A 20974-nucleotide genomic window follows, 5' to 3' on the forward strand; every position below is an offset into this window, starting at 1 on the left:
CACCCCCTTCAGTCAGGATTTGAGGTAGCCATTGGCGGCCAGAAAGCTTTCAGTAATGCCGCCAGCGCTCGGCTCTGCAGCCTTGTCGCCGAGCAGCAGACGCTCCAGATAACGCGCCAGCAAGTCGACCTCCAGATTCACCCGGCGACCTGGCTTGTAGGACGCCATGATGGTTTCGCTCAGGGTGTGCGGAATGATCGTCAGCATGAATTCGGCGCCATCGACTTCGTTCACGGTCAGACTGGTGCCGTCGACAGTGATCGAGCCTTTGTGGGCGATGTACTTGGCCAGTTCTTTCGGCGCGCGAATGCGAAATTCGACAGCACGAGCATTGTCGCTGCGCGAGACGATTTCGCCGACACCGTCGACATGACCGCTGACCAGGTGCCCGCCGAGACGGGTGGTCGGGGTCAGGGCCTTTTCCAGATTGACCGGACTGCCGCTTTTCAGGTCATTCATAGCGGTGCAGTCGAGGGTTTCGCGGCTGACGTCGGCGGCAAAGCCGTCGCCCGGCAGCTCAACGGCGGTCAGGCAAACGCCGTTGACCGCGATGCTGTCGCCGAGTTTGACGTCGCTCAGGTCGAGCTTGCCGGTGGCGACATGGACCCGCACATCTCCACCCTTTGGGGTCAGTGCGCGGATACTGCCGATGGATTCGATGATGCCGGTAAACATGGGGTTCTCCTTGAGAACTGAGCCAGCGCTAACGCGATGGCCGGGAATTATACGCTCGCCGCTTGAGCAGGGATGGCAGTGACTCGCCAGTCATCGCCCACCGCGCGAATTTCGATGATTTTCAGCTCTGGCGCATCTTTCATATAGGCCAGCGGCCAGTCCAGCAACGGACGCGCCGAAGAACCGAGGAACCTGCCGGCGATGAAGATCACGAACTCGTCGACCAGACCAAGCTGAGCAAAAGCGCCGGCCAGACGCGGACCGGCCTCGACCAGCACCTCGTTGACGCCACGGTTGGCCAGTTCGATCAGCAATTGATGCAGATCGACCTGACCGTCATCACCCGGCACGATCAGGCACTCGGGGCCGTGAGCGTATTGCTCTTCGATCGCGACACAGGTGGCGACCAACGCCGGGCCGGCCTTGAAGAACGGCGCATCCAGCGGCACCCGCAGGCGTCCGTCAATCAACACGCGCAGCGGCGGGCGACTCATGGCCAGCGCTGTTTGCTCACTGTCCAGACCGAGCTCGTCAGCGCGAACAGTCAAGCGCGCCCCGTCGGCCAGAACGGTATCGGCACCGGTCAGCACCACGGAGGCCTGAGCGCGCAAACGCTGAACAGCCGAACGAGCAGCGGGACCGGTGATCCATTGACTCTCGCCGCTTTCCATCGCCGTGCGACCGTCGAGGCTCATGGCCAACTTGACCCGCACGAACGGCAAGCCGTGTTCCATGCGCTTCAGAAAACCTTGATTGAGCTGGCGCGCTTCGGCTTCGAGCACACCGCTTTCAGTGGCGATGCCGGCATCAGCCAGACGCTGCAAACCACGTCCGGCAACTTGCGGATTCGGGTCACGCATCGCCGCAACCACCCGAACAACCCCGGCATTCACCAGCGCATCGGCACACGGCGGTGTGCGGCCATGGTGGCTGCACGGTTCGAGAGTTACATAAGCAGTCGCGCCCCGGGCCAGCTCACCGGCGGCGCGCAGGGCATGGACTTCGGCGTGCGGTTCGCCGGCACGTTCATGCCAGCCTTCGCCGACGATCTGGCCGTCACGCACCACCACGCAACCGACCCGAGGATTGGGGTGCGTGGTGTAGTGACCTTTGCGCGCCAGTTCCAGCGCGCGCGCCATGAAGTGGGCATCGAGGATGGCCTGCTCGGCGGCGGTGGTCATTCTTTCACCGGTTCGCGGGCGAGGCGGTCGATTTCTTCGCGGAACTCGTTGAGGTCCTGGAAGCGCTTGTACACCGAAGCGAAACGGATGTAGGCGACTTCATCAAGCTTTTGCAGCTCGGCCATGACCAGTTCGCCGACCACAAGGGATTTGACCTCGCGTTCGCCGGTGGCGCGCAGCTTGTGCTTGATGTGAACCAGAGAGGATTCGAGCCGCTCGACGCTCACCGGACGTTTCTCCAGCGCGCGTTGCATGCCGGCGCGGAGTTTTTCTTCGTCGAACGGTTGGCGGCTGCCGTCGGTTTTGATCAGGCGCGGCAACACCAGTTCGGCCGTCTCGAACGTCGTGAAACGTTCGCCGCAGGCCAGGCATTCACGCCGGCGGCGCACCTGTTCGCCCTCGGCGACCAGACGCGAGTCGATGACCTTGGTGTCGTTGGCACCGCAGAAGGGACAGTGCATGGTGGCTGGCAACAAAAAAAGGGAGGGCCATGGTAGCGCATCCCGGTGGCAAGACAAGCCATAGGCTTTGCGGTATACAGAACGGCATGATCGTTTGATCCATGGATTTCATTTTGCCGGAGCATCCAATGCCGTTACGTCCGCTCGTTTTGCTCAGTCTTTTCAGCCTGCTGGTGGCCTGTGGCAGCGATGCACCCAAGCCCCAGCCGCCAACGCCAAGCCCGGCGCCGCAGCAAGCGCAGAAAAAAGCCAAAGAGGCCGCCGACCTTGGGCCGCTGCCGGCCTATCAACGGGAATTGAGCGGTACCCTGCAAGGCGTGCCGGCCGGTGCCGAAGTCGAACTGGCATTGCTGGTGATCGACGTGAAGGATCGCCCGCAACAACTGCTCGCCAGTTCCAGCCTGATCGGCAACAACCAGATTCTGCCGTTCCGCCTGCGCTTCAACCCGGACGCCTTCCCGGCCGGTGCGCGGGTTGAGTTGCGTGGCCGCGCCAGTCAGTCCGGCCAGTTGATCCTGCATCTGCCGTCGCAAACCATCACCCAGCCGACCACCCAAGCGTTAGGCCAACTGCAATTTGTCAAAGCACCATGAATGCACCGCTCGACCTGCAACAGGCGCTGGGTGAATTGCTCGGCGACGCCAGACTGAAAGCCTGTGCGTTACCGGACACCGATTTGCAGTTGTGGCTGATCGACGGCGACAACATGGCGCGCGAATTCAGTCAGGAAGAAACCCAGCGAATCCTGCATGAACCGCCGTACTGGAGTTTTTGCTGGGCCAGTGGCCTGGCGGTGGCGCGCTACCTGGCGGAGTTCCCGCAGTGGGTGCGCGGCAAGCGCGTGCTGGATTTCGGCGCCGGTTCCGGAATTGCCGGGATCGCGGCGGTCAAGGTCGGCGCGCTGGAAGTGGTGGCGTGCGATCTCGATCCGCTGGCGATCGCCGCGTGCCGGGCGAATGCCGAACTCAATAATGTGCAGATGAGTTATTCGACGGACTTCTTTGCCGAAGCCGATCGCTTTGATCTGATTCTGGTGGCGGACGTGTTGTACGACCGAGCGAATCTGCCGTTGCTCGATGCGTTTTTAAGTCGTGGCCGTGAAGCGCTGGTGGCGGACTCGCGGGTCAGGGATTTTCGGCATCCGCTGTATGAGCGCATTGAAATGCTCGAGGCGATGACCTTGCCGGATCTGGCGGAGCCGGAAGAATTTCGGCATGTCAGCCTGTACCACGCGCGGCGTGACTAAAAGCTTCGTCGGAACGCCGCCCGGAGCAGGCTCGCTCCCACAGGGGAATACATTCCAGGGTGGGAGCGAGCCTGCTCGCGAAAGCGTCCTGTCAGGCAACACACCTCTCGAACCCGCCCCGCTTCCGGCCACACCCCACCAAGCCGTATAGTTGCCCCATCCACGCTTCTACGAGATCCCCCATGAGTGAGCAAACGCCGTACATCTTCGACGCCACGACGGCCGATTTCGACCAGTCGGTGATCGAGGCTTCCTTCAACAAACCGGTGCTGGTGGATTTCTGGGCCGAATGGTGTGCGCCGTGCAAGGCGCTGATGCCAATGCTGCAAGGCATTGCCGAGAGCTATCAGGGCGAGTTGCTGCTGGCCAAGGTCAACTGCGACATCGAGCAGGACATCGTCGCCCGTTTCGGCATTCGCAGCCTGCCGACCGTGGTGCTGTTCAAGGACGGTCAACCGGTCGACGGCTTTGCCGGTGCACAACCGGAATCCGCCGTGCGCGCCCTGCTTGAGCCGCATGTACAGATGCCGCCACCGGCCGCCGCCGATCCGTTCGAACAGGCTCAGGCGTTGTTCGATGACGGCCGTTACGCCGACGCCGAAGCGGCGCTGGTGGTGATGCTCACCGAAGACAACACTAACGCCAAGGCGCTGATCCTCTACGCGCGCTGCCTGACCGAACGCGGCGAGCTGGACGAAGCGCAAACCGTGCTGGATGCAGTCAAGAGCGACGAACACAAAGCCGCGCTGGCCGGGGCCAAGGCGCAGATCAAGTTCCTCGGTCTGGCGCGTGACCTGCCAGATGCAGCTGACCTGAAAGCGCGTCTGGCGAAAGATCCGCAGGACGATGAAGCGGTGTATCAACTGGCGATTCAGCAACTGGCGCGCCAGCAATACGAGGCGGCGCTGGAGGCGCTGCTCAAGCTGTTCATCCGCAACCGCAGTTATGGCGAAGGTCTGCCGCACAAGACCTTGCTGCAGGTGTTCGAGCTGCTGGGCAACGATCATCCGCTGGTGACGGTGTACCGCCGCAAGATGTTTGCTGCGCTTTATTAAGATCAAAAGATCGCAGCCTTCGGCAGCTCCTACACGGGATTGTGTTCACCGCGCATTTTGCGGATGAACGCTGCATCTACAGGAGCTGCCGCAGGCTGCGATCTTTTGCGGTTCACTCGATCCAGCTGTAGAGCGGCGTATCCCCGCCACTCACCACTTTCACGTCCGAACTGTGGCGCAGTCGTACCAGCAGGCGCTTGCCTGACACCGCGCTGCCGGTCAGGCCTTCCAGTTGCTCAAGCAGATCCGGCCCGCTGAGCTGGCCAGCCTTGCGCAGTAAATCCCTGGCGACCTGCCACAACGCATCGTCCTGATTTTGCGGTTTCGCCGCTGGCACCGCCACGGCCGCCGCTTGGGCTATCTGCGGCTGTGCGCCAAGGGCTGAGCCCAGCTTCGCCCAGTCGCTGTCATCCAGTTCCACCGTCAAATCCACCGGCACATCGCCGACGGTTCCGCGTATCCGCAACATTGAGTTCGCCTCCGTACATTTCTGACCTGCATGCTCCCACGGGACATGTGTAACACCAAGTGTAGGCAGCTGGCAGTTCGAGAGTTATCAACTACATTTTTGTTTTTTCCATGGGAAGGATGCCCATGTCTTCAGGACGAAAGCTGGCGTCAAAAGGAGGCCCGACTTCGACGGGCGGCGTGATACTTGAGGGAAACGAAAACCTCAAGATTGAAGGAAAAATCATCGCTTCCATTGGGCAAATCGCCAGTTGTCCGGTTTGCGGTCCCGGCAAGGGACCGATCGTGGCAGTGGGTGAAAGAACACTGATATTGCCTGCAGGCCCGGCAGCGTTGGTAGATGACTATGTCGCCTGCGGCTGCCCGCCCATGTCCAACAAGCTGCTTCCCCAACAACACAGTGGTTTTGCCGGAACAGGCCGTCCTGTCCCCATCGACATGGGCTCACCAGTTGTCGCGATGACTTCGTACCGTTATCTGCAAGTGATCATTGAACGCTTGGACGACAGCGAAAAACCCGGACTGGCGTACAAACTCAAGGACAGAAAAAAGGTTGCCGTCTTGCAGGACAGCACCTGCAACGCCACGGGTGAAGGCTGCGAACACCCGGTTGAAAACCATGCGGATTACGACACTCTGTTGGTCGGTGAAGACTCGGAATGGACGTTTTACGCCTACGAAGAAACCCTTGATCAGGATCTTTCATGAAATCGGAAATCAAACTGATCTTTAAAGACTTTCTGATGCAGCCACCCAAAGGAGTCAAGTTTCAGTTGCTGGTGGATGCGCTGGTCATTGATGACAACATTATTCAGAACGATGACAAACCCCGAATCTACTCACTCATCTCTGATAAGGAGCAAACCGCAATAACCTTGGGCACAAAGAAATTGCCGTCGATAAAAAACCGCCACAGCCACGAAGTTATTGTCCAGATCGTCGGTGCATCGGGAGCGACAAAGGCAATGCACACAGCCACATTGACCGAAGGAAAATCCTTGTCGATCGTCGCCGTCTCGCCATGGGTCAAAGTGCCCTTGTCCACCAGCGGTGCCGTTTCAAATGACACTTTTTACGAAGTGGAGTACGGGGTCAAACGCAGGAACGAGACCCGTACCGTCAAGGTAGTCATCCAGGACATGCCGCGCCGAATATTGATGGCGGCGCTGTCGTATCGTGGCTCCACCACCTGGGCATATGGCAAGAGCAAAGAATCGTTGCCACACCCGACTATCAATAAAACGGTGACATTTGCAGCCGAAACCAACAAATGCAACCTCTTCGTCTATGACGTACTGACCTCGATCGGCATCAATGTCGCGTGGATTGAACACGGCAAGTCAAAATTTCTGCCCGGAATGATGAAGGTCAGTCCACCTGTGGCAGGTGAATGGGCTGACGATGAACGCCTTCTCGCCACCTGGAAAGTGGAGCGTTCACCTTTACCCGGCGATATCGGTGCGTATGCTGTCACTTATTCTAACGCCAGCGGTCATGTCGGTTTCGTGCTAACCCATGGGGTCTGTATTTCCGCTGGCCGAGAGAAAGTCGAAGTCAACGATGCAGGCTTTCGAAACGCCGCAGGCAATGCAATACGCGGTGACCATGACTTCACTATTTTTCGACGGTACAAACACAGCACGCCAAGATGAAACGACTTTTCTGGATACTTCCTGCAATCCCCCTTCTGCTGATCATGGGGTGGCGCTTCTGGTCGCCTGTCGATCTTTCTTCCTGTACAAACGATACCGCGGCACCGGGACCACTTAGCGTATTCATTCGCAACTACTTCGAGAGCAACCTTCGTACAGACTGGCGGGATATGGATGATCGTTTCGATGTTCTCTCCACTCCCGAAGGCCAGAGTATCGCCAGCCAGCCACAGCCGTACGCCTGCGAAGCATTACATATCCTGCAAAGCCCGACTTTCAGTCAGAGCGAAAAGATCTACACCACCGTATTGATGTTCCAGTTGCCGATCAGTCAGTACATGGGCTTCATGGATCGTAGCCATCAACTCTACACAGAGCACAGCATCGATCAGGAAGTGATGAAACTGGTAATACTGCCGCGTGGAACGGCCATCAATTACTGGTGGCTACCCGCCTGGCGCCAGCGCTTCACTCGCGATGCACCGAACATGCTCGACACAAATTTGATCAGTCGCGTGCTATCGGGACACCACTGGTTCGAGTATCCCGGCGCAGGCTTCTGACTCTAAAAGTGTGACCTCCAATCTAAGCACCGCCCCGGAATCTGCCTCGGGCGGTGCTCAGTCATGTCTTGCGCAAAGCGGAGCGCACGGGCAAACTCTGCGCACTTTCGTTATAAGATTACATAACAAACTCTTCACTTTACTTCCCGGAGACCGCCATGCGTCGTCTGTTGCTCGCTTTGCCGTTTGCCCTGTTGCCGCTGGCCATTGCCCATGCGGCTGATGAGCATGACCACGACCATGAACACGGCAGCCTGGGTGCGCATGAACATGGCGTTGGTCGTTTGAATGCCGCGCTCGATGGTCAGACCCTGGAGCTGGAGCTGGAAAGCCCGGCGATGAACCTTGTGGGTTTCGAACACATCGCCACCAGCGATGCCGACAAGGCCAAAGTTGCCGCCGCGCGTGCGCAACTGGAAAAACCCTTGGCCCTGTTCAGCCTGCCCGCCGCTGCCGGTTGCAAAGTGGTCAGCCAGGAACTGGAAAGTCCGCTGTTCGGCGACAAGCCAGATGCCGACGACCATGATGAAGATGAAGCGGACAAGGACGGTCACGAGCATCACCACGACCACAGCGAAATCCACGCGCATTACCAATTCAGCTGCGCCACACCGGGTGCGTTGAAGACGCTGGATCTGGCTAATGTCTTCAATACCTTCCCGGCGACGCAGAAAATTCAGGTACAACTGATCAGCGCCAGCGGCCAGCAAGGTACCGAAGTGACGGCCAAGGCTGCCTCGCTGAAATTCTGATCACACCGAAAATCCCCTGTGGGAGCGAGCCTGCTCGCGAAAGCGGTGCATCAGTCGACATCAAGGTTGACTGTCAGATTGCATTCGCGAGCAGGCTCGCTCCCACAAGGGTTCAGTGTCCAACCATGAAACTGGTGCCATGACCCAAGCACTCATCGAACTGTCCGACCTGGGCTTCAATTGGCCCGGTCACCCGCCATTGCTGGACATCCCGGCGTTTCGTCTGGAAGCCGGCGAAACCCTGTTCCTCAAGGGCCCCAGCGGCAGCGGCAAGACCACCCTGCTCGGTTTGCTCGGTGGCGTGCAGAAGCCCGGTCGCGGCAGCATTCGCCTGCTCGGCCAGGAACTCACCGAACTCTCTGCCGGCGCTCGCGATACGTTTCGCGTCGATCACACCGGCTACATCTTCCAGCAGTTCAACCTGCTGCCGTTTCTCTCGGTCCGCGAGAACGTTGAGCTGCCGTGCCACTTCTCGAAACTGCGTGCTCAGCGAGCGAAACAGCGCCACGGCAGCGTCGATCAAGCCGCCGCCACCCTGCTCGCCCACTTGGGCTTGAAAGACGAAAGCATCCTCAGCCGTCGCGCCGATTCGCTGTCGATCGGCCAACAACAGCGTGTCGCTGCAGCCCGTGCATTAATCGGTCAGCCTGAGCTGGTGATCGCCGACGAACCGACTTCGGCGCTGGATTACGACGCTCGGGAAAACTTCATTCGCCTGCTGTTCGCCGAATGCCGCGAGGCCGGTTCCAGCTTGCTGTTCGTCAGCCACGATCAGAGCCTGGCGCCGCTGTTCGACCGTCACCTGTCCCTGGCCGAACTCAATCGCGCCGCCACGTCTGCCGAGGTCTGAGATGTATCTGTTTCGTCTGGCCATGGCCAGCCTGGCCAACCGCCGCTTTACCGCCCTGCTCACTGCCTTCGCCATTGCCCTGTCGGTGTGCCTGCTGCTCGCCGTCGAGCGCGTACGCACCGAAGCCAAAGCCAGTTTCGCCAGCACCATCAGCGGCACTGACCTGATCGTCGGCGCGCGCTCCGGCTCGGTGAATCTGCTGCTGTACTCGGTGTTCCGCATCGGCAACGCCACCAACAACATTCGCTGGGACAGTTTCGAACACTTCGCCAACAACCCGAAAGTGAAATGGGCGATCCCGATGTCCCTCGGCGACTCCCATCGTGGCTACCGGGTGATGGGCACCACTGAAGCGTATTTCGAGCATTACCAGTACGGTCGCCAGCAACACCTGGCACTGGCCGATGGTCGCGCGTTTGCAACCGATCCTTTTGAAGTGGTGCTGGGTGCCGAGGTCGCGGATGCGCTGCATTACAAGCTCGGTGACAAACTGGTGCTGGCCCACGGCGTGGCCGCGATCAGTCTGGTCAAGCACGACGACAAACCGTTCACCGTGGTCGGCATTCTCAAGCGCACCGGCACGCCGGTCGATCGCACGTTGCACATCAGCCTCGGCGGCATGGAAGCCATTCATATCGACTGGCACAACGGCGTGCCCGCGCGAGGTAACGGCCGGATCACGGCGGATCAGGCGCGCAACATGGATCTGACGCCGCAAGCAATCACCGCATTCATGCTCGGCCTCAACAGCAAGATTTCCACGTTTGCGCTGCAACGCGAGATCAACGAATTCCGTGGCGAACCGATGCTGGCGATCCTGCCGGGCGTAGCGTTGCAAGAATTGTGGAGCCTGATGAGCACCGCTGAAAAAGCGTTGTTCGTGGTCTCGCTGTTTGTGGTGCTGACCGGGTTGATCGGCATGCTCACGGCGATTCTCACCAGCCTTAACGAGCGGCGCCGCGAGATGGCGATTCTACGTTCGGTCGGTGCGCGACCGTGGCACATCGCGAGTCTGCTGGTGCTCGAAGCTTTCGCACTGGCGCTGACCGGTGTGATTGCCGGGCTGGCGCTGTTGTACATCGGCATCGCCGCTGCGCAAGGTTATGTGCAGGCCAATTACGGTTTGTATCTGCCGCTGGCGTGGCCGAGCGAGTATGAATGGACGCTGCTCGGTGGCATTCTGGCCGCCGCGCTGCTGATGGGCAGCGTGCCGGCCTGGCGCGCTTATCGCCAATCCCTGGCCGATGGCCTGTCGATCCGTTTATGAGGATGTTCACCATGCCCCGCGCCTTACTTGCGCTGCTATTGCTGGTCGCCCTGCCCGTGTGGGCAGCGGCGCCGAAAGACCTGACGTGGTCGGAAATGATTCCGCCGGACGCCGCGCCGGAGGTGCCGAACATGACCCCGCTGCATGACCTGTCGAAGATGGGCGATGCGCTGTCTGCCGAATCCGCACCAGCGGCGAAACAGGACATGCCGAATGCGCCGGTGGTGAAGGCTCTCGACGGTCAGAATATTCGCTTGCCGGGCTACATCGTGCCGCTGGAAGTCAATGAAGAGGGGCGCACCACAGACTTTTTGCTGGTGCCGTACTTCGGCGCGTGCATCCATGTTCCTCCACCGCCGTCGAACCAGATCGTGCATGTGAAAAGCGAGTTGGGCGTGAAGCTGGATGAGCTGTATCAGCCGTACTGGGTCGAAGGACCGTTGCAGGTCAAGGCGTCGAGCAGCGAACTGGCGGATGCCGGGTATCAGATGGATGCGGACAAGATTTATGTTTATGAGCTGCCGGAGTGAATCCGGCGGTTTTGTGTTGATTGATCCATCGTCTTCGCGAGCAGGCTCGCTCCCACAGGTGATCACATTCCAGGGTGGGAGCGAGCCTGCTCGCGAATAGGCCCTCAAAGGTTCCACAGAAACCCGCCCCTTCACTGTTTCATTGAGCTGAGTCAAAAGACCGTATCAGTTGGTTTCGTACCATAGGACATCAGAAACTTTTAACGTCCTTTCGGAGCCCCCATGAACAAGTCCTTGCTCAGCGCTTCGCTGTTTGCCCTCGCGCTCGCAGCCCCGCTCGCCCACGCCCACGAAGCCGGTGACATCCTCATCCGCGCCGGTGCAATCACCGTCAACCCGAAGGCCGACAGCTCCAGCGTCAAGGTCGATCAGGGTCCGTTGAGCGGCGCTAATCTGGGCGGCAAGGCGACCATGAGCAGCGACACCCAACTGGGTCTCAACTTCGCCTACATGCTGACCGATCACGTCGGCCTCGAACTGCTCGCGGCCACGCCGTTTGAGCATGACGTCAAACTCAAGGGCACTGCCCTGCCAGCGGCCAACGGCAAGCTCGGCACCCTGAAACACCTGCCGCCAACCCTCAGCGTTGTGTACTACCCGCTGGACTCGAAGTCGCCGTTCCAGCCCTACGTCGGCGGTGGCATCAACTACACCTGGATCTACGACGAGCACGTTGGCAGTGAAGCCAGCGCCAACGGTTTCAGCAATTTCAAGGCAAAAAACTCCTGGGGTCTGGCCTGGCAGGTCGGCGCAGACTACATGCTGACCGACAACATCATGCTCAACGCCCAAGTGCGCTACATCGACATCGATACCCGCGCCACCGTCGAGAACAACGCGGTTGCGCCGGGCACACGTGCACGGGTGAATGTCGATGTGGATCCGTTCATCTACATGGTCGGTTTGGGCTATAAGTTCTAAGTCGAGTTACCGAACGTTCACGTGGTGGTGAATGAGGCTTGGTGGTGAGCAGGCATAGAACTGACGGCGACCGTACGCAGTTGATCGGGGGATAACATCCCCTCGCCACAGGAGTAGCGACATATTCCGGCCGTGAAAAAGGCGCCTGTCAAAGGGCGCCTTTTTCATGTCTGCCGCAAATGTGTGGCGTGAGTTGGATCATCCCCCTCACCCCAGCCCTCTCCCTCAGGGAGAGGGGGAAAGGGAGCCGATTTGGGTGCTTTTCAAATCCGAGTTCGACTCGATATTTCAGGTCGGTTTGACTCGAAAGAACACCTCGATCAGTCACCTATCCCCCGGGAGAGGGAGCCGATTTGTGTGCTCTTCAAAATCTGAGCTCAACTCGGTATCTCACGTCGGCGCATTTCTCACAAACGCTACGGTCAGTCCCCTCTCCCTCTGGGAGAGGGTTAGGGTGAGGGGCTCTTTTCAGGAGCGCCCCAACAACCGCGCCAGCCCCACGCTCATCGGCGTCTGCTGTGGCAGTTTGAAGCGCTCCAGCAAGCGAGCGTTGTTCGCCCGCGAGTGACGGATATCGCCGGAACGCGCCGGGCCATAGCTGATCGGCGGCAGCTCACCGACCACCGCTTGCAGTGCTTCAAGCATCTGCTTGAGGCTCATTGCCTGATTCCAGCCGACGTTCACCGGGCCGACTTCGACCTCAGGCTTTTCGATCCCCTGAACCAGCAGATCGACCAGATCTTCGACATAGAGGAAATCACGCGTCTGCTCACCATCGCCGAACACGGTAATCGGCAGACCTTTCTGCGCGCGCTCGCTGAAGATGCTGATCACCCCGGAGTACGGCGAGGACGGATCCTGACGCGGGCCGAAGATATTGAAGAAGCGGAAAACCACCGGTTCCAGGCCATGCTGGCGGCGATAGAAATCGAAATAGTGCTCGCCCGCCAGTTTGTCCGAGGCGTACGGCGTCAGCGGCGCTTTGGGCGTGTCTTCATCAATCGACTCGCCCTCGCCGTTGTTGCCGTACACCGCCGCACTGGAGGCATACAACACCCGTTTGACCCCGGCCAGACGCATGGCTTCGCAGACGTTCAGCGTGCCGATGAAATTGCTCTGGTGAGTTTTCACCGGATCATCCACCGAGGCCTGCACCGAAGCCACGGCCGCCAGGTGAGCGACCGCGCTGCAGCCGTGCATGGCCTTGGCCACCAGCGCCGCATCGGCAACATCACCGACAATCAGCTCAAGCTTTGGATTATCCAGCGGCAGGTTGCTGCGCTTGCCGGTCGACAAGTCGTCGAGGATGCGCACCGAATGTCCCTTGGCGAGCAACGCATCGGTCAGGTGCGAGCCAATGAAGCCAGCGCCGCCGGTGATTAAAACAGTCCCTTCAGCCATGACGGTAGAACCTATCCAGTAAGCCCGGGAGTGCGGCACGCCAGGCGCGCGGTTTGATCCCGAAAGTGTGCAGAATTTTCTTGCAGGCCAGCACCGCGTGTTGCGGCTCTTCGGCAGCGTCCGGCCGCGCGGCGTGAGCCTGGGCGGTCGGCGCTTCGATGGCCAGGGCGTGCAGGCTGCGCGCTTCGGTCAGAATCGCCTGACCCAGCGCCAGCGGCGTGGTTGCTTCGTGGCCGGCGTAGTGATAAGTGCCCCACAGTGGCGCTGCGCAGTCGAGTTGCTTGAGCACCGAAATGATCACTCGCGCGGCATCGTCGACCGGCGTCGGGTTGCCACGGCGGTCATCCGCCAACAGCAATTCGTCCGGTTGCTCGGCACGTGCGAGGAAACGCCCGAGGGTGCCATCCGGGCTGTCATCGAGCAGCCAGCCGAAACGTAGCAGGACATGTTGCGGGCAAGTGGCGCGAACGCTTTGTTCGATCCGCCACAACGCCTGACCACGCAGCCCCAGTGGCACCGGTTCGTCTTTTTCGCTGTACGCCGTGGCACGCGAACCATCGAACACCCGATAACTGGAGGGCTGGACGAGGACGATGTTGTGGTGCTGGCACAATTCGGCCAGACGCTCGATCGCACGTTCCTGCCCGGCCATACGGCTTTCGCTGACGGTTTCGGCCTGGAACCAGTCGAAATAGTAGGCGAGGTTGATCAATGCATCGGGACGGGTGTCGTCGAGCAATTGGGTCAGGCTCGCGGCATCCCAGCCGTTTTCGGGCGGGCGGGGGGCGAGGAAACCGATGTCTTCCTCTGCACCGAGGCGAATCAGCGCCTGCCCAAGGGCATTTCCGCCGCCCAGTAACATAAGGCGCATTCGCATAGAGTCAGCAGGCCCAGTCTGATTGGAACGATGGCTTTAGCGACGGATCTCGTGGAACCGTCGTCGATAATTGCCGGAATCGTTGCATTTTGCGGGTTTAGTGCGCAACCGTCATCCGTAAAGTGTAGATCGCCGGGATTTGTGTCGTCCCGACCGGCCCCTTCGCGAGCAGGCTCGCTCCCACATGGGATTTTGCGGTGCACAAAAATCCACTGTGGGAGCGAGCCTGCTCGCGAAGAGAGCCGGCCAGACGCTGAAGATCCCAGCGGTACTTGCATCTTCCCATCCGCGCCCGCATAACTTAAGCCATGAATCTGCCCATCCCCACGGACGCGGCCCTGGCAGGCTTTCACCCCGCCGTCAGCGCCTGGTTCAGCAAGACTTTCCCGACGGTCACCGCCGCCCAGGCCCGTGCATGGCCGTTGATCCGCCAGCGTCGTTCTACCCTGATCGCCGCGCCCACCGGCTCGGGCAAAACCCTCACCGCATTTCTCGCCGTGCTCGACGACCTCGTCCACCGTGGCCTGGAAAACCCCGACGGCCTGCCCGACGAAACGCTTGTAGTTTACGTCTCGCCGCTCAAGGCGCTGTCCAACGACATCCGCATCAATCTGCAAAATCCACTGGCCGGAATCACCGAACAGCTGCGGCAAATGAACCTTCCGGAAGTACACGTCACCACCGCCGTGCGCACCGGTGACACCCCACAGAAAGAGCGCGCGGCCATGCGCAAATCGGCGCCGCACATTCTGGTGACCACGCCGGAATCCCTCTATGTGCTGCTCGGATCCGAATCCGGGCGGAAAATGCTCGGCACCACGCGCACGGTGATCATCGATGAAATCCACGCGATGGCCGCCGGCAAACGCGGCAGTCATCTGGCCCTGAGCCTTGAGCGACTACAAGCGTTATGCAGCGAACCACTGACCCGCATCGGCCTGTCCGCCACGCAGAAACCGGTGGAAGCGGTGGCGCAATTTCTCGTCGGCCACGACCGTCCCTGCGAAATCATCGACATCGGCCACGCGCGGCCACGGGACCTGGGCATCGAAGTACCGCCCGTGCCGTTGTCGGCAGTCATGGCCAACGATGTCTGGGAACGGGTCTACGACCGCCTCGCCGAACTTGCCCGCGAGCACCGCACCACGCTGATTTTCGTCAACACGCGGCGCCTCGCCGAGCGCCTGAGCCGACACCTCAGCGAACGCCTCGGCAAGCACGCAGTGGCGGCGCACCACGGCAGTCTGGCCAAGGAGTTTCGCCTCGACGCCGAACAACGCCTCAAACGTGGTGAACTGCAAGTGCTGATCGCTACCGCGTCGCTGGAATTGGGCATCGATATTGGTGAAGTCGATCTGGTCTGCCAGATCGCCTCACCCCGCTCCATCGCCGGGTTTCTGCAAAGGGTCGGCCGCTCCGGTCACCAGGTCGGCGGTACGCCCAAGGGTCGGTTGTTCGCCACCACCCGCGATGACCTGATCGAATGCGCCGCCCTGCTCGACAGCGTGCGCCGTGGCGAACTCGATACCCTGCACATCCCCGAAGCACCGCTGGATGTACTCGCCCAGCAAATCATCGCCGAGGTCAGTTGTCAGGAATGGTCAGAAGACGCCTTGCTCGCGATGTTCCGTCAAGCCTCGCCCTACTGCGATCTCGACGAAAAACACTATCAGGCCCTGCTGAGCATGCTCGCCGAGGGCTACAACGGTCGCCAGGGCATCCGCAGCGCCTACCTGCACCGCGACGCCGTCAGCCGCACCCTGCGTGGCCGCCGTGGCGCGAAACTCGCTGCCGTGACCAGCGGCGGCACCATCCCCGACAACGCCGATTACAGTGTCATGCTGGAGCCGCAAGGCCTGAACATCGGCAGCGTCAACGAAGACTTCGCGGTGGAAAGCATCGCTGGCGATGTGTTCCAGCTCGGCAATACGTCGTATCGGATCCTGCGTGTGGAAACTGGCAAGGTGCGCGTCGAGGATGCCCACGGCCAGCCGCCGACCATTCCCTTCTGGCTTGGTGAAGCGCCGGGACGCAGTGATGAGTTGTCGTTCGCCGTGGCACGTCTGCAAGCGCAGCTCGACGAACTGCTCGGCGCCAGCCCCGGCAATCTGCAACCAGCGCTCGACTGGCTGACGCATACCCTCGGCCTCAACCGCGCCAGCGCCGAACAACTGGTCGAATACCTCGCCCGCACCCGTCAGACCCTCGGCGCCCTGCCCTCGCAGGACACGCTGCTGATGGAGCGGTTTTTCGACGAATCCGGCGGCACGCAATTGATCATCCATTCGCCGTTCGGCAGCCGTATCAACCGCGCGTGGGGTCTGGCCCTGCGCAAGCGTTTCTGCCGCACCTTCAATTTCGAATTGCAGGCTGCTGCCAGCGAAGACGCGATCGTGCTGTCGCTGTCCACCAGCCACAGCTTTGAACTCGATGAGATCTGGCGTTACCTGCACAGCAACAGTGCCGAGCACATCCTCATTCAGGCTGTGCTTGATGCGCCGTTGTTCGGCGTGCGCTGGCGCTGGAATGCCGGGGTCGCGTTGGCGCTGCCGCGTTTTACCGGTGGGCGCAAAGTCGCCCCGCAGTTGCAGCGGATGAAAAGCGAAGACCTGATTGCCAGCGTGTTTCCCGACCAGATCGCCTGCCTGGAAAACCTCGCCGGCGAACGGGAAATTCCCGAGCATCCACTGATCGAGCAAACCCTCGACGATTGCCTGCATGAAGCGATGGACAGCGAAGGCTGGCTGAATCTGCTGCGGCGCATGGAGCGTGGCGAGGTGCGTTTGATCAGTCGCGATCTGCCGGCGCCCTCGCCGCTCGCCGCAGAAATTCTCAGTGCGCGGCCGTACACCTTTCTTGACGATGCACCGCTGGAAGAACGTCGCACCCAAGCGGTGATCAACCGCCGCTGGAGCGATCCGCAATCGACCGATGACCTCGGTGCGCTGGACGCGGACGCTATTAACGCCGTGCGCGAAGAAGCCTGGCCGACGCCGAACGCTGTGGATGAAATGCATGAAGCGCTGATGAGCCTTGCATGCGTCAGCGAGGGGGAAGTGCAAGCGAATGAGGGCTGGCGCGCATGGCTGGAAACCCTGGCCCGCAGCGGGCGCGCCTGCCGTTTGCAGATCGACTCCGAGCATGGCTTGTGGCTGGCCCGCGAACGCCTGACCTGTCTGCAAGCGCTTTATCCACAGGCCAAATTGCAAGACGAACTGGAGGCGTTACCGGGGTTCGATGAAGCCTGGACGTTCGACGAGGCCTTGGTCGAAGTGCTCCGCGCGCGACTCGGTGCGTTCGGCCCACTGCCATTGCCCGCCATCGCCGAACCGCTCGCATTGCCGGCCGCGCAAGTCCATCAGACCCTCGCACAACTGGAGCGCGAAGGTTATGTGCTGCGTGGTCAATTCACGCCGAAACTCAATGTCGAGGAATGGTGTGAACGCCACCTGCTCGCGCGCATTCATCGCTACACGGTCAAGCGCCTGCGCCGGGAAATCGAACCGGTGGCGTTGCAGGATTTCATGCGGTTTCTGTTCGACTGGCAGCATCTGTCGCCCTCGACGCGCGGCCAGGGCAGCACCGTATTGCCGGCGATTGTCGGCCAGTTCGAAGGCTACGCAGCGGCGGCTTCGGCGTGGGACAGCGACCTCCTCCCGGCGCGGCTCAAGGACTACTCACCGAGCTGGCTGGATGAGCTGTGCCGCAACGGCAAACTGGTGTGGACGCGCCTCAGTGCCCGGCAAAAAGTCAGTGGCACGGCATTGCGCAGCACGCCGATTGTGTTGCTACCGCGTAGTCAGGTCGGCCTATGGAGTGCGCTGGCCGAACAGACCCCAGTGAGCGAACTCTCGCCGAAAACCCAGAAGGTATTTGAAGCCTTGAGTCAGCACGGCGCGCTGTTTTTCGATGAGCTGATTCATGAAGCGCACCTGCTGCGCACCGAGCTGGAAATCGCCTTGCAGGAACTGGTCGGCGCCGGCTTGGTGAACGCCGACAGCTTCGCAGGCCTGCGCGCATTGATCACCCCGGCAAGCAAGCGCCAGCAGCGCAGCAGTCGCCGTGGGCGCGGCGCTTTTATCGGTGGAATGGATGACGCCGGGCGCTGGGCCTTGCTGCGGCGCGGGGCGGCTGTGGATAACAGCGAAACCCTGGAGCACGTCGCGATGACGTTGTTGCGGCGCTATGGCGTGGTGTTCTGGAGATTGCTGGAGCGCGAGGCGGACTGGTTGCCGAGTTGGCGCGAATTGCTGCGCACGTTTCATCGGCTGGAAGCGCGCGGCGAGATTCGTGGCGGGCGGTTTGTCAGTGGTTTGGCGGGGGAACAGTTTGCCTTGCCCGAGGCGATTCCGTTGTTGCGCGAAGTGCGACGGCGGCCGCATGACGGCAGTCTGGTGGCGGTGTGCGGGGTGGATCCGCTGAATCTGGCCGGGACGTTGTTGCCGGGGGTAAAAGTGCCGGCGTTGGTGAGTAATCGGTTGGTGTATCGCGATGGGTTGCCGGCGGCGGCGGATATTGCCGGCAAGCAGCAGTTTTGGCTGGAACTGGATCAGATTGATATGGAGCATGTGCGCGGCAAATTGATCCGGCATTGAGGGTGTTTGGGCTGAAGTCTTCGCGAGCAGGCTCGCTCCCACAGTTTGATCGCGTTCCCCCTGTGGGAGCGAGCCTGCTCGCGAAGGCGTCAGCAGCCCTACACCAGAACTTGCTCTATGTCCGCGATTCCTGCGACACCTCGCTCGCCACCACCGCCCCCTCCTGCTGCCGCTTCGGCAACAAAACCTGCTGTGGATAAGTCTGCGCGAAATGCACCACCGGGCTGTTATCCACAAGCTTCTTCAAACGCTGATTGAACGCCCGGCTCACCGCATACTGCCCCCCCGACACCGTGCGGAACTGCGCCGTCAGCACCACGCCATTCAAATCCATCTTGTCGACGCCGAACACATCCAGCGGCCCTTGCAGGTTGTACTTGAGGAACGGGTCTTCGCGGATCGAATCACCGGTCTCGCGGATCAGCTCGATGGCTTTATCCACGTCAGTGTCGTAGGTGAACTGCACCGAGAAAAACGCAAAGGCAAACTGCCGCGATTGATTGGTCACTGCCTTGATCTGGCCGAACGGCACCGAGTGCACAAACCCTTTGCCGTCACGCAGACGCAGAGTGCGAATAGTCAGTCCTTCGACCGTACCGGCATGGCCCGAGTCAAGCACCACCCAATCGCCAATCGACAGGGTGTCTTCAATGATGATGAACAACCCGGTGATCACGTCCTGCACCAATTGCTGTGAACCGAAACCGATGGCCAGACCGACCACCCCGGCACCGGCCAGCAGTGGCGCAACGTTGATCCCAAGATTGGCCATGGTGGTGATTGCGCAGATCACCACGAGGATGATTTTGATCGCGTTGCGCAGCAGCGGCAGGATGGTTTTCACCCGCGTACTCGGCTGCCGCGCTGCGCGTTTGCTGAGCGGCGGCTTCAGCGCTTCCTGAATCGCCGTGTCGAGCACCACCCACAACAACCACGTGACCAGGAAGATCAGGCCGATGCTGCTCAGCGCGTTGCTGATGGCTCTTCCGACCGTGCTGCTCTGGGCAAAATCGAGCAGCGACACGCCCCAGATCCGCCCGAGGATATCGATAAAGGCGATAGCGATGACGATCCGCAGCAAGGCATGCAAAAGGCTGAGGAAACGTTCCTTGTAGGCGCTGCTGCGCTGGATCGCTTCGGCCTTTCGTGACTTGAACAAGTGCTGCAGGATCGTGCTGAGGAATACCGTGCCGATTAACAAAACCGTGGTGAACAGCGCGCAGCGCAGGGCTTTCTGATTGTCCTCGCCGATGCCGATCAGATTGACCGCCGAGACCAGCACCATCAGCACGATCGGCCAGTACCACAGCCCGGAAAAGATCCGCAGCGACTCCTGCAACGAAGGTTGTTTCAACCGCTGACTGAGCGAACGATTGCGGATCAGATGCGCCACCGGGCGACGCAATCGGATCACCAACAGGCCAAAAATCACCGAGGCAATCAGGCCAGTAAATACCGCGACGCTGCTGGTGATATTGCCGCCCAGTTGGCGGGCGATCTGCGGACTGGTCAGCGCATCGCTGAGGGCCGCAAGGAAGCCGATCAGGAACAGCGGACGCGGGCAATAATCACGAATGATCCGCGCCGCCGGACGTTTATGGCCGACGTTGAACATCACCACCACGCACAACAACATCGAAGTGGAAAAGATGCCGCTGCTGGTGGCGTAGGCCAGGCACAGCGCCAGCGCGCGCCCTACCGAGGCTTGCAGAAAATGGCTGACATACAACGTCAACGGCAGACAGATCAGCGCCGGCACGGTGTACGGCAGCAAGTAACCAATCAGGTCCTGACTGCGCTGACGGGTACGTAACCAGCGGCCCTCGCGCAGGCGTTTGGCCAACAGACTGCCCAGTACGGTCAATAACGCGAAACTGCCGAGCCAGACGCCCGACAGCGTGAGGAAATCCCCGGCGACGCTCCAGCCCGAGCGATTCGACGGTTGATTGACCAGTTTGTCCACTTCATCGGCGGCGCGATCGGCGCGCAGGCGCCAGGCATCGACCAGATGTTCGTTGAGGTCGAGTTTGTCCTGGACGTCGTCGATGCTTGAACTGATCGCACCGAGCAGCCCGCCCTGCACGATCGGTTCAGGTTTGGCCGCCTCTTCGGCGGTGGCCGGGACACCCGGCAATGCGGCGGCGTCAATTTCACTGGCGCCGAGAAACAGCAGTGCTCCCAGCAGAATGGCGATCCTGAACTTGACCAAAACTCCGACCTCCCTTGGCTGAACCTGTAAGGAACTGATCGGTAATTGCACAGCAAGTTCAAGAGCCCCCTCACCCTAGCCCTCTCCCAGAGGGAGAGGGAACTGACCGAGTTGCCTGATCTGGCTGCACCGACCTGAAAGTCCTGAGTCGAACTCGAATCCTGAGAACCCTGAACATCTGATCCCCTCGCCCCCTCCCAGCGTGAGAGGGAACTGACCGAGTTGCCTGATCTGGCTGCACCGATCTGAAAGTCCTGAGGCGAACTCGAAT

Annotated in this window: 19 protein-coding genes; 12 read left to right on the forward strand and 7 right to left on the reverse strand. The window is 60.6% G+C overall.

Going from position 1 to position 20974, the window contains the following annotated elements; genetic code table 11:
• Positions 1-12 precede the first annotated feature (12 nt).
• Genes HU718_RS27065 through nrdR form a run of 3 tightly spaced genes read right to left on the reverse strand, consistent with a single transcriptional unit; the run spans position 13 to position 2317 of the window.
• The gene (locus HU718_RS27065; RefSeq protein ID WP_150694725.1) at positions 13-675 is read right to left on the reverse strand and encodes a riboflavin synthase; all 663 of its coding nucleotides are present in this window, start codon (positions 673-675) and stop codon (positions 13-15) included.
• A gap of 47 nt (positions 676-722) precedes the next feature.
• Positions 723-1856, reverse strand: a complete 1134-nt coding sequence (gene ribD / locus HU718_RS27070) for a bifunctional diaminohydroxyphosphoribosylaminopyrimidine deaminase/5-amino-6-(5-phosphoribosylamino)uracil reductase RibD (RefSeq protein WP_186614132.1) — start codon at positions 1854-1856, stop codon at positions 723-725.
• Positions 1853-2317: a transcriptional regulator NrdR gene (gene nrdR, locus HU718_RS27075; protein WP_007910946.1), complete on the reverse strand. Its 465-nt coding sequence runs from the start codon at positions 2315-2317 to the stop codon at positions 1853-1855. Before nrdR ends, ribD begins: the two co-directional genes overlap by 4 nt.
• A gap of 128 nt (positions 2318-2445) precedes the next feature.
• Here nrdR and HU718_RS27080 point away from each other — a divergent pair, with 128 nt between their 5' ends.
• From HU718_RS27080 to trxA, 3 genes are all read left to right on the forward strand, one after another.
• Positions 2446-2910, forward strand: a complete 465-nt coding sequence (locus HU718_RS27080; RefSeq protein ID WP_186614134.1) for a YbaY family lipoprotein — start codon at positions 2446-2448, stop codon at positions 2908-2910.
• Positions 2907-3563, forward strand: a complete 657-nt coding sequence (locus tag HU718_RS27085; RefSeq protein ID WP_186614136.1) for a class I SAM-dependent methyltransferase — start codon at positions 2907-2909, stop codon at positions 3561-3563. Before HU718_RS27080 ends, HU718_RS27085 begins: the two co-directional genes overlap by 4 nt.
• 182 nt (positions 3564-3745) lie before the next feature.
• A complete protein-coding gene (gene trxA, locus HU718_RS27090; protein WP_016984107.1) occupies positions 3746-4618 on the forward strand; it encodes a thioredoxin in 873 nt (290 codons plus the stop codon).
• Between the two features lie 112 nt (positions 4619-4730).
• Here trxA and HU718_RS27095 read toward each other — a convergent pair whose 3' ends face one another.
• Entirely contained in the window at positions 4731-5087 is a 357-nt protein-coding gene (locus HU718_RS27095) for a hypothetical protein (RefSeq protein ID WP_016984106.1), read from the reverse strand.
• Between the two features lie 125 nt (positions 5088-5212).
• Between HU718_RS27095 and HU718_RS29770 the strand changes: the two genes are divergently transcribed.
• From HU718_RS29770 to HU718_RS27140, 8 genes are all read left to right on the forward strand, one after another.
• Positions 5213-5794, forward strand: coding sequence for a PAAR domain-containing protein (locus HU718_RS29770; protein ID WP_224795156.1), 582 nt, complete (start codon positions 5213-5215; stop codon positions 5792-5794).
• Positions 5791-6738: a CHAP domain-containing protein gene (locus HU718_RS27110; RefSeq protein ID WP_150706790.1), complete on the forward strand. Its 948-nt coding sequence runs from the start codon at positions 5791-5793 to the stop codon at positions 6736-6738. Before HU718_RS29770 ends, HU718_RS27110 begins: the two co-directional genes overlap by 4 nt.
• A gap of 170 nt (positions 6739-6908) precedes the next feature.
• A complete protein-coding gene (locus HU718_RS27115) occupies positions 6909-7301 on the forward strand; it encodes a hypothetical protein (RefSeq protein WP_225936827.1) in 393 nt (130 codons plus the stop codon).
• Positions 7302-7459: 158 nt separating this feature from the next.
• Positions 7460-8053 (forward strand): DUF2796 domain-containing protein, encoded by a 594-nt coding sequence (locus HU718_RS27120; RefSeq protein WP_186614140.1) that lies wholly within the window; start codon positions 7460-7462, stop codon positions 8051-8053.
• 139 nt (positions 8054-8192) lie between these two features.
• Complete coding sequence (locus tag HU718_RS27125; protein ID WP_016984101.1) at positions 8193-8903, forward strand: ABC transporter ATP-binding protein; 711 nt, start codon at positions 8193-8195, stop codon at positions 8901-8903.
• Position 8904: 1 nt separating this feature from the next.
• On the forward strand, positions 8905-10170 hold the full coding sequence (locus tag HU718_RS27130) for an ABC transporter permease (RefSeq protein ID WP_158959674.1): 1266 nt from the start codon (positions 8905-8907) through the stop codon (positions 10168-10170).
• Between the two features lie 11 nt (positions 10171-10181).
• Positions 10182-10700: a DUF3299 domain-containing protein gene (locus HU718_RS27135; RefSeq protein ID WP_102899949.1), complete on the forward strand. Its 519-nt coding sequence runs from the start codon at positions 10182-10184 to the stop codon at positions 10698-10700.
• 222 nt (positions 10701-10922) lie between these two features.
• Entirely contained in the window at positions 10923-11621 is a 699-nt protein-coding gene (locus tag HU718_RS27140) for an OmpW/AlkL family protein (RefSeq protein WP_123448294.1), read from the forward strand.
• Between the two features lie 468 nt (positions 11622-12089).
• Here the strand turns inward: HU718_RS27140 and HU718_RS27145 are convergent, their stop codons facing one another.
• Together HU718_RS27145 and HU718_RS27150 are read right to left on the reverse strand one after the other, a co-directional pair.
• Positions 12090-13022: an NAD-dependent epimerase/dehydratase family protein gene (locus HU718_RS27145; protein ID WP_150706787.1), complete on the reverse strand. Its 933-nt coding sequence runs from the start codon at positions 13020-13022 to the stop codon at positions 12090-12092.
• Positions 13015-13899: a sugar nucleotide-binding protein gene (locus tag HU718_RS27150; RefSeq protein WP_034155952.1), complete on the reverse strand. Its 885-nt coding sequence runs from the start codon at positions 13897-13899 to the stop codon at positions 13015-13017. Before HU718_RS27150 ends, HU718_RS27145 begins: the two co-directional genes overlap by 8 nt.
• Before the next feature lie 308 nt (positions 13900-14207).
• Here HU718_RS27150 and HU718_RS27155 point away from each other — a divergent pair, with 308 nt between their 5' ends.
• Positions 14208-18494, forward strand: a complete 4287-nt coding sequence (locus tag HU718_RS27155) for a DEAD/DEAH box helicase (RefSeq protein WP_186614142.1) — start codon at positions 14208-14210, stop codon at positions 18492-18494.
• A gap of 115 nt (positions 18495-18609) precedes the next feature.
• On the opposite strand, the gene HU718_RS27160 is transcribed toward HU718_RS27155, so the two are convergent.
• Positions 18610-20703 (reverse strand): mechanosensitive ion channel family protein, encoded by a 2094-nt coding sequence (locus tag HU718_RS27160; protein WP_186614144.1) that lies wholly within the window; start codon positions 20701-20703, stop codon positions 18610-18612.
• Between the last annotated feature and the right edge of the window lie 271 nt (positions 20704-20974).

The organism is Pseudomonas tensinigenes (assembly GCF_014268445.2).
In the GTDB taxonomy this organism is placed as follows: Bacteria; Pseudomonadota; Gammaproteobacteria; order Pseudomonadales; family Pseudomonadaceae; genus Aquipseudomonas; species Aquipseudomonas tensinigenes.

Coding starts and splice junctions, on each gene's coding strand:
- nrdR (WP_007910946.1), bottom strand. CDS start 2,317: ATGCACTGTCCCTTCTGCGGTGCCAACGACACCAAGGTCATCGACTCG.
- trxA (WP_016984107.1), top strand. CDS start 3,746: ATGAGTGAGCAAACGCCGTACATCTTCGACGCCACGACGGCCGATTTC.
- HU718_RS27125 (WP_016984101.1), top strand. CDS start 8,193: ATGACCCAAGCACTCATCGAACTGTCCGACCTGGGCTTCAATTGGCCC.
- HU718_RS27095 (WP_016984106.1), bottom strand. CDS start 5,087: ATGTTGCGGATACGCGGAACCGTCGGCGATGTGCCGGTGGATTTGACG.
- HU718_RS27155 (WP_186614142.1), top strand. CDS start 14,208: ATGAATCTGCCCATCCCCACGGACGCGGCCCTGGCAGGCTTTCACCCC.
- HU718_RS27110 (WP_150706790.1), top strand. CDS start 5,791: ATGAAATCGGAAATCAAACTGATCTTTAAAGACTTTCTGATGCAGCCA.
- HU718_RS29770 (WP_224795156.1), top strand. CDS start 5,213: ATGTCTTCAGGACGAAAGCTGGCGTCAAAAGGAGGCCCGACTTCGACG.
- HU718_RS27140 (WP_123448294.1), top strand. CDS start 10,923: ATGAACAAGTCCTTGCTCAGCGCTTCGCTGTTTGCCCTCGCGCTCGCA.
- HU718_RS27130 (WP_158959674.1), top strand. CDS start 8,905: ATGTATCTGTTTCGTCTGGCCATGGCCAGCCTGGCCAACCGCCGCTTT.
- ribD (WP_186614132.1), bottom strand. CDS start 1,856: ATGACCACCGCCGCCGAGCAGGCCATCCTCGATGCCCACTTCATGGCG.
- HU718_RS27135 (WP_102899949.1), top strand. CDS start 10,182: ATGCCCCGCGCCTTACTTGCGCTGCTATTGCTGGTCGCCCTGCCCGTG.
- HU718_RS27115 (WP_225936827.1), top strand. CDS start 6,909: ATGGATGATCGTTTCGATGTTCTCTCCACTCCCGAAGGCCAGAGTATC.
- HU718_RS27145 (WP_150706787.1), bottom strand. CDS start 13,022: ATGGCTGAAGGGACTGTTTTAATCACCGGCGGCGCTGGCTTCATTGGC.
- HU718_RS27150 (WP_034155952.1), bottom strand. CDS start 13,899: ATGCGAATGCGCCTTATGTTACTGGGCGGCGGAAATGCCCTTGGGCAG.
- HU718_RS27120 (WP_186614140.1), top strand. CDS start 7,460: ATGCGTCGTCTGTTGCTCGCTTTGCCGTTTGCCCTGTTGCCGCTGGCC.
- HU718_RS27085 (WP_186614136.1), top strand. CDS start 2,907: ATGAATGCACCGCTCGACCTGCAACAGGCGCTGGGTGAATTGCTCGGC.
- HU718_RS27080 (WP_186614134.1), top strand. CDS start 2,446: ATGCCGTTACGTCCGCTCGTTTTGCTCAGTCTTTTCAGCCTGCTGGTG.
- HU718_RS27065 (WP_150694725.1), bottom strand. CDS start 675: ATGTTTACCGGCATCATCGAATCCATCGGCAGTATCCGCGCACTGACC.